The organism is Candidatus Viadribacter manganicus (genome assembly GCF_001679665.1).
In the GTDB taxonomy this organism is placed as follows: Bacteria; Pseudomonadota; Alphaproteobacteria; order Caulobacterales; family Aquidulcibacteraceae; genus Vitreimonas; species Vitreimonas manganica.
Genome location: NZ_CP013244.1, coordinates 1,223,125 through 1,236,662, shown reverse-complemented (window position 1 = coordinate 1,236,662; position 13,538 = coordinate 1,223,125). Strand labels below are relative to the sequence as shown.

The following is a 13,538-nucleotide window of genomic DNA, read 5'->3' as shown; positions in this document are numbered from 1 at the left end:
GCGGGGTCGTTCCTGCTCCGCCGTCATCTTTACGGCCACTACTATTGCGCCAGCGTGCTGTCGAAACGCGCAATCACGTTTTGCTCGGCATCCAGCAGAACCAGAGCGTCGCGGTCGTAGTGCGCATAGCGTGCGGCATCGATCACCGCCAAGAAGCTACGTTCTGTCGCCATCTGCACTTCGGCTCCGCACGCCATTTCGGTGACGGCCGTCATCGCGAACTGCAATTGCTCGCCGTTCTGCGTGACCTCTGAAGTCCAGCGATTGCATCCGGTGTAGCCCGACGCCCGATTGGCTTCGAAATCCATCGTCGCGCCGTGCGGGTTGGCGTTTAGATCATCGACGCGCACCCATTTGGTGCCCGAAAGATGGATCGCGGCAGGCGTCGGCGACGGTGGTTCGTTCGGCGCCTGCGCGCATGCGCCAAGCATGAAGAGTGCAATCAAAACAGCGCGCATCTGCGTTCCCATCAAATCGGATCGTACGGAAACACAGAAGCCGAGGCGCCGACATCGGTGTAGCTCGCCTTCATCGCCGGCAGCGCTTGCTCGATCAGCGTCTGCGGCGTCCACCCATCGAGGCGTCCCAACGTACGGACAGGGCGGGGCTGGTTGAACAGGAAGACTTCATTGCCGCGAACGGCGAAGATTTGTCCGGTCGTATCCTTCGCGCCATCGGCGCACAGCGCCACCGCAAGCTGCGCTACTTGATCTGCGCGCATGCCGTTCTTCATCCGCTCAACGCGCGCCGCGCTCGCTTCGTCCTTCACCGGGATCGACGCAATCATCCGAGTCCAAGCGAACGGTGCAATGATGTTGGAGCGCACATTCTTGGCGAGACCTTCCATCGCTACAATGCGTGAGAGCCCCATGACGCCAAGCTTCGCCGCCGCGTAGTTCGCCTGCCCGATATTGCCGATGAGGCCAGACGTCGAGGTGAAGAGGACGTAGGCGCCGTCTTGCTGATCGCGGAAATGCTCGATCGAAGCGCGCGTGACGTTGAAGGCGCCATGCAGGTGCACATCGATCACCGCCTTCCAATCTTCCGGGGGCATCTTGTGGAACATGCCGTCACGCAGAATGCCGGCTGGATTGATCACCGCGTGAAGCCCGCCAAATTCCTTCTTGGCTTGCTCGAACATTGCAGCGACCGCGTCGTAGTCCGAGACGCTGTCTGAGTTCGAAACCGCTTTGCCGCCAGCGGCGCGGATTTGTTTCGCCACTTCTTCAGCCGGTCCAGCCGAGCCGGCATCTTGGCCCTTCAAGCCGCCGCCAAGATCGTTGACGACAACGCTGGCGCCTTCGCGGCCCGCCAGCAGTGCGCATTCCTTACCGATGCCGTTTCCGGCGCCAGTGACGACAACGACTTTTCCGCTCAACACGCCCATGTCTTCCTCCGAGCGTTTGACTTAGCGCGCGCCTGCGCTCGCATCCAGCGCTTCTGCTTGACGCTGCGGCGGCGGCGTGCGCCAAACTCACACCATGCTCAACGCCATTGGATCATTCTTCGGCCAGCTTTGGCGCTCGGCCAATTTCTGGCGCATCTCGCCGTTGGCCGAAGTGCGCACCGGGAGCAAGCTCGCCGGCAGCCTCATGTTCCTTGTCATGGTGTTCGGCATCGTCGGCCTGGTGCTGATGGCCTTCGGCTTTGATCTCGACCGCGTCGATCTTTGGTTGGACGCGCAGGGCGGCTGGCTCGACGCCGTTGGCGCATTGGCGTTTCGCGTGTTGCTGGGATTTATTCTGCTGATCTGCGGCGTTATCATTCTTGGCTGGTCGTTCGATCGCAAAAACCCGGATCGACCCGGCTGGGGCATGGCGATCGGCGCGCTGATCGTGGGCTATTTTTGCGCAATGAGCGTCTTTGCGCCGCTTTAGCTCGCGGCCAGTTTCGGTTTGTCCTCGTCAGGCATGATCGGCTCAAAGCCGTCCGCTTTGGCGAGCGCCGGAAACAGACGCATCCAGAACGCTGACGCGACCACAGCCGCGACGCCGCCGATGGTGACCGCGCTGATCGGACCGAAAATTCGCGCCATCAATCCTGCTTCGAAGTCGCCGAGTTCGTTCGAGGCTGAGATGAAAACGAAGCTCACCGCCGCGACGCGTCCACGCATCGCATCCGGCGTTGCGAGCTGAATGAGGCTCGAACGCACATAGACCGAAATCATATCGACGCCGCCCGCGATGGCGAGCGCGACCGCTGTAAGCCAAAGCGCCGTCGATTGTGCGAACACGATCGTGGCTAAGCCGAACACGATGGTAGAACCGAACATCCACAACCCAACGCGCCGCCGCAGTGGATTGACCGCAAGCCAAAGTGCGACGGTTGCCGCGCCCACGCCCATGGCGGAACGCAAAATGCCAAGCTCGCTCGGGCCGGCATGGAGAATATCGCGCGCAAAAACTGGAAGCAGCGCCGCCGCGCCCGCAAGCAACACCACGACAAGATCAAGCGAGATCGCGCCCAGAACGATCTTGTTGCTCCACACGTACCGCAATCCTTCGACAATCATGCCGACGGTGCGCGCATCTTTCACCGGCGCCTGCTTGGGTGTCTTCAGGCTGAACATTAGCCACGCCGAAAGCGCCAGCAGCGCAAATGCGCTTATGTAAGGAACGGTCGCGCCAAAGCCATAGATCACGCCGCCAATCGCTGGACCCACGATCAGCGCCGATTGAAACGCCAGCGAAGACCACGCAATGCCTTGAGGCAATTCTTCGCGCGGCAGCAACATCGGCAACAACGCGCTCGCGGCAGGCGGCAAGAACGCATTGGTCGCGCCCGCGGCAATTGCCGCGGTGAACACAGCCGGTATCACGATCTCCGGTCCAAGCTGGGATGCAAACGCCAGCGACAAAGCGATCACAGACTTGAACGCAACGCAGGCAAACAAGATGAGGCGCCGGTCATAGCGGTCAGCTGCTTGGCCGCCAAACAAAGAGAGCCCAAGCAGCGGCAAGAACTGCGCAAGCCCCACAAGCCCGAGCGTGAACGAGGCTTCGGCGATGTTCTGTCCATGCTCGCGCGCGCTGTCATAGACCTGCCAGAACATGGCGGTGGTCTGCATCTGGATTGCGAGCGTCGCGCACCAGCGCCCGACCCAGAATTGGGCGAACGGTTGGTGGCGGAAAATGTCGAATGAGGGGATTTTGAGGGACGCCAAGGGGCCGGGACCATGCGCCGAGGCTTCGCATCGCGCAATATGAAGTGGGCGCGATTGACGCTGTGCCCGCACCGCCCTAAGCGCGGCGCCTCAATGTCCCACACACTGATTGCCGAGAAGCCGGAATATGCCGACGCGATTGAGCGTGTGCTCAGCCGCGCCTTCGGCCCTGGCCGCTACGCCAAGACGAGCGAACGCGTGCGTGAGGCTGGCGCGGTCCTCGAGCACGCGCTGACGCGCATTGCCCTGAACGGCGAGGGCGAAGTCGTTGGCGTGTGCCGCATCTGGCGCGTCGAAGCCGGCGAGCCCGTGTTCTTTCTTGGCCCGCTTGCCGTTGATCCGTCCGAGCAATCTGCTGGCGTTGGTTTTGCGCTGGTGCGTGACGCTGTCGCGGCTTGCCGCGCGAGCGGGGGCGCCGGCGTTGTCCTCGTCGGCGCCGAACGCTTCTTTCGTCCGGCGGGGTTCACCGTCGTTCCGGCGGGACGCGTTTCGCTGCCGGGGCCTGTTGATCCTGCGCGTTTGCTTTGGGTTGAGCTTCGTCCCGGCGGGCTCGACAAAGTGCACGGCGAACTCCGCGCGCCAAAGCGTTAGACGCTCTCGCGGCGCCAGCCCCAGATCAGCAGCGCAAGTGCGAACAGCGCCCAAAGCCAGCCAGGCCCAAGCGGGGAAGCAACTGCCGCGCGGACAGTGTACGCGCCGTTGTGCTCAATGCCGATCCAGTCGCCGCCTTGCGCGCGCGCGCCGCGTTCGATGCGGCGGATCTCAGGCAAACGGCGTCCCTCTTCGCCGGTCATGAAGACGCTGCCGCCCGTTGCGTTTGCCAACGGACGCAGGATTTCGGGGTTGGCGCCAAGCGCGCCAGCTTCGCGCGGATTGAGCGGGCCAACTGCAGCGAACGCGCGCAGATCGCCGCTGCGCGCTTCGTAAAGTCCTTGCTCCGTCGCCGGCACGGCGCCGTGATAGAGGCCCGGCGCAGTCTCATCCAAGCCTGCTTCAGAGCCTTGTCCGCTCGGTGAGATGATTTCGACAGGGCCTGGTGCATTGGCGAGTGTCGATCTTTCGATCTCGAGGCCGCGCGGGCCTGGATCGAGCGTAAGGCTATCGTCTTCAAGCTCGGGTTCTTGCATCAGCCAGTGTGCGAGCCTGCGCAACAACTCACCATGCGGTCCGCCCCCGTCGTAACCGCGCGCCCAAAGCCACGGTTGATCCGACCACAATTGCGCGACACGCCCTCGGCCCGCGCGATCGAGCACAAGCAACGGCCTGCCGTCAGCGCCGGAAAGCACCGTTTGGCCGCCGGTTGCACGCGCATCTATCTCACGCGTCCACCGTCCCCAGCGCTCTGGTGCGGGCAGGCCGCGCACAACCGGATGGCGCCGCCCAAGCGTTGTCGGTGTTGGCCGATAAGGGCGCGAGATGATCTGCCCCGTCGGTTGCGACGGCAAAATTCCCGCAAGCGCGGTGCGGTAGAGCCCGTCCGGTCCAGCTTCTTGATCGCCGGCCGTGATGAGCAACGCCCCGCCTTCTTCGATCCGCCGCGCGATCGACGAGAAATAATACGCCTGCAAAATGCCGCGCTGTGGGGCGCGATCAAAGATGATGAGGTCGAACTCATCCAGACGTCGCTCGAACAATTCTTCCGTCGGGAAAGGAATGAGTGCGAGTTCGTGCAGGGGCGTGAAGTCTTGTTTGTCCGGCGGACGCAAGATCGAAAAGTGAACCAGATCAACGGCTGGATCTGACTTCAGCAAATTGCGCCATACTCGCGCGCCTGCGTGCGGCTCGCCGGTAATCAGCAGGACACGCAGCCGGTCGCGCACGCCATTGGCGGCGAACGCGGCGCGATTGTTTGAGAGCGTGATCTCTTGGGGGCCTTCCGCCGCTTCCACGATCACCATGTTGCGGCCACGATGCGCCAACCGGAGATCGACGCTGAACTCCGTGTTCGCGCGCACCGTCGTGCTCACCGCGCGCTGGCCGTCGATGCTGACAGTCACCGCAACGGGCGCGTTGCCGCTCGCATCGATCACCCGCCCAGTGACCCGCATCGGCTCGCCTACAATCCCGAACGTCGGCGCCGAGATGAGTTCAAGGCGCCGGTCGCCGCGTTCTGGATCTCCGACGATCAGGACATGCGCCGGTCCCAGTTCGCGCAGGCGGCCAGGTTCATCCGGTGGATCTGCGGCCTGTCCGTCGGTGATGACGATCACGCCGCCAATGCGATCGCGCGCGACATCGCTCAGCGCATCTTCGATCACGCCGGTAACTATGGTGCCATCAGGCCCGCCGCGCGTTTCGCGCACGCGTACGTCCAGCCCTTGTTCTTGCGAAAGCCGCTGGGCCATCGCATCGCCTGCCGCGCGCGCTGCCTCGCGCCGCCCGGACAACGCCAAGCTCTCGCTCTGATCGACGACGATCAGCGCTACATCGTCGGCCGGTTCACGCGTCTCGCGCACCCATTGTGGCTGCATCAGCCCAAGAAACAAAAACGCTAAGCCGAGCCCGCGCGAGACCGGCGCGCCGCCGCCGCGCCAAACGTAAATCCCAAGCGCAATGGCGCCGATCACGCAGAGCGCGATCATGGCGCTCCACGGCAGCGCCGGATCAAAACCAATGCGCGCCCCAGCAATCATCGGCGATCTTCGCTCATGCGCTCGAGCAGCGCCGGTACATGCACTTGATCGGCTTTGTAATTGCCAGTCAGCGCCACCATGACGAGATTGACGCCGAACCGTAGCGAGAGTTCGCGCTGGCGGTCACTGACGCCGGCTTGACCCGACCACGCGCTTGCCCAGTCGCCATCGCCAATGAAGATCGCCGCAACACCGTCGCGCGATGACGCCGCTGAAGCACTTTCGGCCCACAGTTGCGTGGACTGCGAGCGTCCAGGGAAGCTGCGCAGCAAATAGAACGCGCGCGTCAGCACATGTTCGGCATTGACGGCTTCGAGCGGGGGCACATCCAGTCCAGACAGCATCGTCTGCGCCGGCCGTCCGCGCTGCTGCGCCCCGGAATCGCGTGTGTCGACCAGAAGCAAGCCGCCAATCGCCAGATAGCGATCGACGTTGGTCAGTGCAGCGTCCGACAACCGTCGCGGCGTCGGCGGCGCCGGCCAATAGATGAACGGATAGGCCGAGAGATCATCGCGCGCGAGATCGAGCGCCATGGGCGGGCCCGGTTCAACTGACGTACGCTGCGTCAAGATATCCGAGAGCGCCCGCAAGCCCTGCTCAGATGCGCGATCGATCCGTGAATCGCCCGTTCGTACGTAAGCGAGCCGCAATGTCTGCGTCGGGTCATTTGCATTCTGGGCGTGTGCATCGCCGCCAAACGCCATCAGAGCCGCCAGCACGAGCGAGGCCGCGCTTGCGCGCGGGCGCGGCAAACGCGGCAGTTTGCCGATGAGCAGGAGCGCAATCAGCAAATCGATCGCCAGCATCAATCCAGCCAAGCCGAACAGCCAACCGGCCAACGGTCGTTCGATCACTGCGCCCAAGCCCGCGCGCGAGACGCCACTCGGCAATTGCAGAGGCTGCAACGATTCATCGGGCCGCATCGCATCGATCGACGCCGACACTCCCGCCCGCTCGTACAAGCCCGGCGGCGTGGCGGGTGAGGGCTGGGCGATTGCGAACGCTTCCGGCGCAATCGGCTGCATGTCCGCCGGCGCCGGCGCGAGCGCGCCATAGCCATCAAGGAGACGTTGCGCGACGAACGGCCCGCCGGAAATCTCGCGCTCGCCCGCGCCATCCGCGCGCGCCGCGAACGCCAGCGTGCGCCGCAACACTTCAACGAATAATCCCGAGAGCGGCATGTCAGACCATTCCGGGGTGGCGCTCACATGAAAGAGCACGATCAGGCCACGCCCTCGCGCCTGCGCGGTCACCAAAGGCGAATTGTCCGAAAGTGTCGCCCACACGCGCGCTTCTTCGAGTGACGCGGGCTCGGCCAGAACTTGTCGCCGCACCTGCACGTCCACCGGCGGCGCGATCCCCGCATAGGGCGAGTCCGCCGGGAAGGCGCCGATGGCAAGCGGCGTCTCCCACGCGAGTGCGCTGCCAAGCGTGCGTGAGCCTGGGCGCAATCGCACCGGCACGAACTCATCGGCATCGTTCGCAAGCCGTGGTCCGGCGAACCTCACCAGTAGTCCGCCATTCTCCAGCCAACGCTGCAATGCTGCGCTGTCTGTCGGCGCGATGCGTCCGGCGTCGGGCAGGATCAGCGCCTGCGCGCGGGCGTCGATGAGTTGCGAAATGGCGCCTCGCGACAAGCTTGCATACGGCGCCAGCGCGCGATCGACGTAGAAGAGTTCCGAAAGCAGGGGCTGCCCAGCGCCGCCGGGATCAACCAATCCAACAAACGGCCGGCCCGCACCCGCCGGCAACAAGCGCACCGCGCCGGCGCTCTGTTCGCCGACGATGCGCACGCGTGCGGCGCGCGCGGCGATCTCGGGCGGCAACTCAATCCGCGCCGAAGCGGTCAGCGCATCGGCTTGAAATTGCAACTGCGCCGCGCCGAGCGAGCGTCCTTCAGCTGTTTCTGCCGTGACCGCGCCAACACTCGAGCCGTTCGAGGCGCGCCGCACCTCCACCAAGACGCCTTGGGGCGTCACCGAGCCCGACATGATTGCGCGCGCCGTCAGCGCCGGCACACGCGCCGTCACCGGTCCGCGCCGCTGTAGTTCCGCCGCCAGCGCCTCGGCGCCGGCGTCATTCAAGCCATCGGTGATCCAGACGATGCGATCGAAATTGCCTTCGGTGCGTGCGAGCCGCGTTGCTGCGTCCGCGCGATCCGGCCGCCACGGTTGCGGTTCCAGTCGCTGCACGCGTGACTTTGCATCTGCCGCCGTCAGCGCTTCACCCGGGTCGCGCGGCCGCGTACTTGGCGCCGTTTGCAGTATGAAGATCGGCGCGCGCGCGCGCTCGGCTTGGGTGATCGCCGCGTTTGCGGCGTTGCGGACTTCGCTCCATGCCGGCGCAGAGGTCCAGCCATCGTCGATGACGATCAACGTCCGCCCGCCGAGCGGACTGTCGCTTGGCTGTGGGGCAAGGCTCGGTCGCGCGAACGCCAGGATGAGCACCGCCGCCGCTAGCATTCTGAACAATACCAGCCACCACGGCGCGCGCTCACGGCTCTGATCGTCCGTGCGTAAGCCCTTGAGCAAGCGGGCGGGTGGAAACTGTTCGCGCTGCGGCGGCGGCGGTGTCGCGCGCATAATGAAGAACAGCACCGGCAGAGCCAGCAATGCCAACAATGCGCCGGGCGCGGCAAACAAGAACGGCCCGAAACTCAAGCAAATCGCTCCGAGACGAGAGCGGTTAGCAACGCCAGCGCCGGCGCCGCGCCATGATCGGTGCGATGCAGCAGGGCAGGGAAACCAAAATTAGAACCGGCTTGGCGAATGGCGCGACGGTGCGTTTCCAGCCGCGCGGTGTACGCCTCGCGCACCGCCTCGGCGCGTCCAAGCAAGGTCTCGCTCCGGCTTCTGCCGGGTTCGAGAAAGAGCGTGCGGCCACGAAACGGGAATTGCTCTTCCGCCGGATCGGCGATCATCACAAGCGCGCCCGAGGCGCCAGCGCCGGCCGCCGCGCTCAAGCGCGCGCGCCATGTTTCGACTGGCGCGTAAAAATCCGAGAAGAAAATCATGCAAGCGCGCGACGGCGGATCGGCCTCCGCTTGCGGTGTCAGAAAATCGTGTGCGAGCCGATCAATCGCACGCGGACCTGTGCGCGGCGCACGCCCCAACATGCCGATACGTTCGCCGCCGCGGTTCAGCAATGTCGCCAGCGCAAGCGCCATCGTCTGCGCGCGTCTAAGCTTCGTTGTGCGTGCTGTATCGCTTGACCAATTGAACCCCGCATCGGGATCCATCCAGAACCACGCCGTCTGCGCCGCCTCACGCTCGCGCTCGCGCACGAAATATCGATCGCCGCGCGCCGAGCGGCGCCAGTCAACCAGCCGCGCGCCGTCCTCTGCTCGGTGGTCGCGATACTGCCAGAATGCTTCGCCCTGCCCGGAGCGGCGCCGCCCGTGCAAACCCGGCGCACTCGCCGCCAGCCGCCGCGCATCAAGCAACACGCCGGGGAGATCACCGGCGAGCGCGAGCGCTTCAAGGCGCGATGCGTCAGACATGCGCGCACACAAACGCTTTTCCTTGCAGAGAGGGTCGCCGCAAAGCGGCGCTCATGATCACGCCGCGCGCTCCGCCAGTTCATCCACCAGCGTGTCGATGTCCAAGCCTTCGGCGCGCGCGCCGAATGATAATTGCATCCGGTGCGCCAAGGCAGGCCGCGCCAGCGCCGCGACGTCATCCACTGCCGGCGCCAAGCGGCCGCGCAGCAGAGCGCGCGCGCGCACCGCCAGCATCAGCGCTTGGCCCGCGCGCGGGCCAGGTCCCCACGCCACGTGTTGGTTGACGCGTGGATCGTGGCTTGAGCCAGGCCGCGCCGAACGCACCAGCTCCAAAATCGAGGCCAGCACTTTCTCACCAACGGGCATTGCCCGCACCAGGCGCTGCAAGCGAATGAGCGTCTGTGCATTCAACACCGCTTGCGGCTGCTGATCGCCCAAGCCCGTCGTCTCGATCAAAATCTTCCGTTCGATCTCCGCATCCGGGTAGGGCACATCGACCTGCAACAAGAAGCGATCGAGTTGCGCTTCGGGCAATGGATAGGCGCCCTCGTGCTCGATCGGGTTCTGCGTCGCCAACACGTGGAACGGCGTCGGCACATCGTACGCTGCGCCCGCCACCGTCACGTGATGCTCCTGCATTGCCTGCAGCAGCGCCGATTGCGTGCGCGGCGAAGCGCGGTTGATTTCATCGGCCATCAAAAGCTGCGTGAAGATCGGCCCCTTCACGAAACGGAAGTGGCGTCGCCCGCTCTCGTCCTGATCGAGAACTTCCGAGCCAAGAATATCGGCCGGCATCAAGTCCGGTGTAAATTGCACGCGGCCCCAATCCAGCCCCAGCACTCGCGCCGTCGCTTCCACCAATCGCGTCTTCGCCAAGCCTGGTGCGCCCACCAGCAGCACATGGCCGCCCGCGAGCACTGCTGAGAGCGTCAGCTCGATCACCCGCTCTTGGCCGAATACCGCTTTGCCGATTTCGGCGCGCACCCGCTCCAGGGCTTCCCCGGCGGCTTCCGCCTCCGCGACCAAAGCTTCAGGACTGTCGGAATTGCTCATGGGCGCGAAGCTCGCTTAGTTGGGGGCGGAAATATGACATCAGCCGCAAACACCTCGTCCCTGGAGCAATTGATCGCCGCGCTCAAGCGCGAAGCGGCTACTGGCGACAAAGCCTTGCCTCCGGTCGACACATGGAACCCCGCCCATTGCGGCGAGATCGGCATGGAAATCCTGGCTGACGGAACATGGAAGCACGAGGGAACGCGCATCACACGCGAACCTTTGGTCAAGCTCTTCGCCTCGATCTTGAGAAAAGACGAAGACGGTCAAACCTATCTTGTCACGCCCGCTGAAAAGATCGTGGTTAAAGTCGAAGACGCGCCCTTCGTCGCCATCCGCGCGGATCGTGTGGGTGAAGGCGCCGATCAATCCATCGTCTTCACCACAAACCTCGGCGACATCATCGCCGTCGGCGCCGACCACCCACTGCGCGTAGAGCGAAGAGGCCAAGAGCCTAGACCCTACGTGCACGTGCGCGGGCGCCTGGAAGCCCGCGTGCTGCGCTCGCCGTTCTACGAACTGGTGGAATGGGCCGAGCTGAAAGAGGGCAAGCTTGGCGTTTGGAGCGCTGGTGTGTGGTTCGAACTCGGCGTCGCCTAGGGAGTTGGGGAGATGAGCGCGCGCCAATTGCGCCAGCGCCGTTCACCGCCTAACTCATCGAGGTGTCCCTCAAAGTCAAACAAATTTCGGTTCTCCCCCTCCCATTGCAGGGATGGGGCAGGGGGGGCGGTGAAGCTCTGCGACTGGAGAGTGGGAGCGCAGGCCTCCGGCCTACATCGTTCAATCATGCCGCGCGTGCGAGGCTGCGCGCCCGGAGGCGCGCACACCAACCTGCAGATGCCTGCGCATCACCCCAGCCACTAACCCCTTCCTCTCAAGAGGAGGGGAAATCGTGAGCACAGATTTCGAGAAAAGACTGCGCGAGAAACTCGATCCGCTCGGCGACATCGCCGGCGCCTTCGCGCGTACGCGCAGCGACAACGATCTGAACCCCGGCTTCGATAATCATCCCGAAGCGCGCCCGGCTGCCGTGCTCGCGCCGATCATCAAGCGCGCCGGCGGTTGGACCATGCTCCTCACTGCGCGCTCGGTCGAAACGCCGGCGCATCCGGGGCAAATCTCTTTCCCCGGCGGGCGCGTGCAAGCTAGCGATGCCGATGCCGTCGAGACGGCGCTTCGCGAAACTTTCGAGGAGGTGGGCCTGGAGCGCCGCTTCATTGAACCCATCGGCGCTTGGGATCGCTACGACACCATTACCGGCTTTCGCGTTACGCCGATTGTCGGCCTCGTCGAGCCGGGCTTTGAACTCAAGCTTGATCCGCGCGAAGTCGCGAGCGCCTTCGAAGCGCCGCTCGATTTTCTGATGGACCCCGCAAACCACGAAGTCCGCGAAGCGCAATTCCGCGGGCGCCTGCGCCGCTACTACGTAATGCCCTACGAAGGTCACAACATCTGGGGCGCGACTGCGGGGATGGTGCGGGCGTTGTGGGAGCGGCTCTATGGGTAGCTTCAGTCGTCGCGGAGTGTTTGGCTTGGCTCTTATGAGCGCGCTGGCCGCTTGTTCGCGCCCTTCAGTTTCCACCGCGTTCAGTGTGAACGTTGCTGTGATTCCGCGACTGCTTGAGGCGGTTGTGTCTTTCGCGAGTGCACGAGGCTTTGAAGCTGGCGAGATCGCTGAACCTCCGGCCGAAGTCGCCGAGGCCCGAGCGTTCGATCTTTGGTTTGAGGGTCGCTGGTCCGAGTTCAGTTTTTACCGACCGATCGGTCCCAATGGTGAGCTGGCGGCGTCGCCTGGAAATTTCGTCGCCGAATTTCGTCACCATGATGAGATCATCTTTCCGCACGACAACTTGGAAACTTGGTTGGCGGAATTGATTGTGGCCGTTGAGGCGATAGAAGGCGTCTACCAATGACCGCCCCAATCATCCATGCCGCCTGGTTCAAGGCCAAGCAAACCCAAGCGCTCCTTGCCGCGCTCGATTCCGTGCGCGCGGGCAGTGCGAGGTTTGTTGGCGGGTGTGTACGCAATACGTTGATCGGCGCGCCTGTTGATGATCTCGACATCGCCACGCAGCTTACCCCCGATCAGGTGATCGCGGCGTGTCAGCAGGCGAATTTCGCCGCGCATCCGACGGGCATCGAACACGGCACCATCACGGTCGTGGTCGATCACAAACCGTTTGAGGTGACGACATTGCGCCGCGATGTTTCCACTGATGGCCGGCGCGCCACTGTCGCGTTCACCGAAAGCTGGGAAGAGGACGCGCAGCGCCGCGACTTCCGCATGAACGCGCTTTACGCCGACGCGCAGGGCCAAATTCACGATCCAACTGGCGGCGGTCTCGACGACGCGCGCGCTGGCCGCGTCATCTTCATCGGCGACGCCGCCACGCGCATCAAAGAAGATTACCTGCGCATACTTCGGTTCTTCCGCTTCAACGCCTGGTATGCGCGTACGCCGATCGACCCAGCCGGCCTGCAAGCTTGCGCCGATCTCGTCGCTGGTCTCGACACGTTGTCGGTCGAACGCGTCTGGAAGGAAGTGAAAAAGCTTCTCGACGCGCGCGATCCGCGTGCGGCGTGGGAAGGCATGAGCGCCATCGAGGTTCGCGCCCGCGCGCTGCCCGAACTCGATAACGCCAGGCGCTTACGTGCGCTATTGGATCTCGAAGCCGACTTAATGTTGCCGGTCGATGCGATGACTCGCATTGCCGCCGCACTCGAAGGTCAGGAAAACGCGAAGACGCTCGCGCGCCGCTTGAAGCTCTCAAACGAGGAACGTGATCGACTGGTTACTGCGCTGGGCGACGATGTAAAGCTTACCTCTTACATGTCGCTCCGCGAAATGCGCCGCGCGATTTACAAGCTCGGCAACGAAGCCTTCCGCGATCGCGTGATGCTCGCCTGGGCTGGGTCCGGGAATGACAAAGCCCAACAATGGCGCGCGCTCGTTGCGCACGCGACGATGTGGAAGCCGCCGCGTCTGCCACTGACCGGCGATGAGATCATGGCCGCGGGCATCCCCGCTGGCCCCAAGGTCGGCGTCATCATGCGTGAAGTCGAAGATTGGTGGATCGACGCCGATTTCCCCGACGACAAGCTGAGCGTGATCGAACGGTTGAAAGCCGTCGCTCAAGGCATGAGTTGACGATCGCGCGCCATCGTCGCCCTTCGACTGAGGGCGACGCTG

13 protein-coding genes are annotated in these 13,538 nt (G+C 64.1%); 6 read left to right on the top strand and 7 right to left on the bottom strand.

The genetic code is table 11. The features are described from left to right. Positions 1-41 precede the first annotated feature (41 nt). Both ATE48_RS06520 and ATE48_RS06515 read right to left on the bottom strand, forming a co-directional pair. The gene (locus tag ATE48_RS06520; protein WP_228126817.1) at positions 42-458 is read right to left on the bottom strand and encodes an META domain-containing protein; all 417 of its coding nucleotides are present in this window, start codon (positions 456-458) and stop codon (positions 42-44) included. A gap of 11 nt (positions 459-469) precedes the next feature. Further along, positions 470-1,387 carry an SDR family NAD(P)-dependent oxidoreductase gene (locus tag ATE48_RS06515; RefSeq protein ID WP_066769153.1) on the bottom strand — a complete coding sequence of 306 codons (918 nt, stop codon included), beginning with the start codon at positions 1,385-1,387 and terminating at the stop codon, positions 470-472. A 76-nt stretch (positions 1,388-1,463) separates the two neighbouring features. Here ATE48_RS06515 and ATE48_RS06510 point away from each other — a divergent pair, with 76 nt between their 5' ends. Then, a complete protein-coding gene (locus ATE48_RS06510; RefSeq protein WP_156767632.1) occupies positions 1,464-1,877 on the top strand; it encodes a hypothetical protein in 414 nt (137 codons plus the stop codon). Here ATE48_RS06510 and ATE48_RS06505 read toward each other — a convergent pair. Beyond that, entirely contained in the window at positions 1,874-3,163 is a 1,290-nt protein-coding gene (locus tag ATE48_RS06505; RefSeq protein WP_066769148.1) for an MFS transporter, read from the bottom strand. The genes ATE48_RS06510 and ATE48_RS06505 overlap by 4 nt on opposite strands. A 93-nt stretch (positions 3,164-3,256) precedes the next feature. On the opposite strand from ATE48_RS06505, the gene ATE48_RS06500 reads away from it, so the two are divergent. Further along, positions 3,257-3,754 carry a GNAT family N-acetyltransferase gene (locus ATE48_RS06500; protein ID WP_066769146.1) on the top strand — a complete coding sequence of 166 codons (498 nt, stop codon included), beginning with the start codon at positions 3,257-3,259 and terminating at the stop codon, positions 3,752-3,754. Here the strand turns inward: ATE48_RS06500 and ATE48_RS06495 are convergent. From ATE48_RS06495 to ATE48_RS06480, 4 genes are read right to left on the bottom strand one after another with little or no spacing between them, the layout of a single operon-like run. Continuing rightward, the gene (locus ATE48_RS06495) at positions 3,751-5,796 is read right to left on the bottom strand and encodes a hypothetical protein (RefSeq protein WP_066769144.1); all 2,046 of its coding nucleotides are present in this window, start codon (positions 5,794-5,796) and stop codon (positions 3,751-3,753) included. The two genes, ATE48_RS06500 and ATE48_RS06495, sit on opposite strands and share 4 nt — an antisense overlap. After that, entirely contained in the window at positions 5,793-8,456 is a 2,664-nt protein-coding gene (locus ATE48_RS06490; RefSeq protein ID WP_066769142.1) for a DUF4159 domain-containing protein, read from the bottom strand. The genes ATE48_RS06495 and ATE48_RS06490 overlap by 4 nt, the downstream gene beginning before the upstream one ends. Beyond that, a complete protein-coding gene (locus ATE48_RS06485) occupies positions 8,453-9,295 on the bottom strand; it encodes a DUF58 domain-containing protein (RefSeq protein WP_066769139.1) in 843 nt (280 codons plus the stop codon). Before ATE48_RS06485 ends, ATE48_RS06490 begins: the two co-directional genes overlap by 4 nt. 57 nt (positions 9,296-9,352) lie before the next feature. After that, positions 9,353-10,348 (bottom strand): AAA family ATPase, encoded by a 996-nt coding sequence (locus ATE48_RS06480; RefSeq protein ID WP_066769136.1) that lies wholly within the window; start codon positions 10,346-10,348, stop codon positions 9,353-9,355. 33 nt (positions 10,349-10,381) lie between these two features. Here ATE48_RS06480 and ATE48_RS06475 point away from each other — a divergent pair, with 33 nt between their 5' ends. The 4 genes from ATE48_RS06475 (at position 10,382) to ATE48_RS06460 (ending at position 13,496) form a co-directional block, all read left to right on the top strand. After that, on the top strand, positions 10,382-10,948 hold the full coding sequence (locus ATE48_RS06475; protein WP_066769131.1) for a DUF1285 domain-containing protein: 567 nt from the start codon (positions 10,382-10,384) through the stop codon (positions 10,946-10,948). A gap of 292 nt (positions 10,949-11,240) precedes the next feature. After that, the gene (locus ATE48_RS06470; RefSeq protein WP_066769129.1) at positions 11,241-11,855 is read left to right on the top strand and encodes an NUDIX hydrolase; all 615 of its coding nucleotides are present in this window, start codon (positions 11,241-11,243) and stop codon (positions 11,853-11,855) included. 85 nt (positions 11,856-11,940) lie between these two features. Beyond that, on the top strand, positions 11,941-12,261 hold the full coding sequence (locus ATE48_RS06465; protein WP_156767631.1) for a hypothetical protein: 321 nt from the start codon (positions 11,941-11,943) through the stop codon (positions 12,259-12,261). Further along, positions 12,258-13,496 (top strand): CCA tRNA nucleotidyltransferase, encoded by a 1,239-nt coding sequence (locus ATE48_RS06460; protein WP_066769123.1) that lies wholly within the window; start codon positions 12,258-12,260, stop codon positions 13,494-13,496. The genes ATE48_RS06465 and ATE48_RS06460 overlap by 4 nt, the downstream gene beginning before the upstream one ends. Positions 13,497-13,538: the final 42 nt, after the last annotated feature.

What these genes read in the sequence shown, in the direction of transcription:
- ATE48_RS06500 (WP_066769146.1), top strand. Translation starts at nt 3,257, where the DNA reads ATGTCCCACACACTGATTGCCGAGAAGCCGGAATATGCCGACGCGATT.
- ATE48_RS06460 (WP_066769123.1), top strand. Translation starts at nt 12,258, where the DNA reads ATGACCGCCCCAATCATCCATGCCGCCTGGTTCAAGGCCAAGCAAACC.
- ATE48_RS06480 (WP_066769136.1), bottom strand. Translation starts at nt 10,348, where the DNA reads ATGAGCAATTCCGACAGTCCTGAAGCTTTGGTCGCGGAGGCGGAAGCC.
- ATE48_RS06485 (WP_066769139.1), bottom strand. Translation starts at nt 9,295, where the DNA reads ATGTCTGACGCATCGCGCCTTGAAGCGCTCGCGCTCGCCGGTGATCTC.
- ATE48_RS06515 (WP_066769153.1), bottom strand. Translation starts at nt 1,387, where the DNA reads ATGGGCGTGTTGAGCGGAAAAGTCGTTGTCGTCACTGGCGCCGGAAAC.
- ATE48_RS06495 (WP_066769144.1), bottom strand. Translation starts at nt 5,796, where the DNA reads ATGATTGCTGGGGCGCGCATTGGTTTTGATCCGGCGCTGCCGTGGAGC.
- ATE48_RS06520 (WP_228126817.1), bottom strand. Translation starts at nt 458, where the DNA reads ATGCGCGCTGTTTTGATTGCACTCTTCATGCTTGGCGCATGCGCGCAG.
- ATE48_RS06475 (WP_066769131.1), top strand. Translation starts at nt 10,382, where the DNA reads ATGACATCAGCCGCAAACACCTCGTCCCTGGAGCAATTGATCGCCGCG.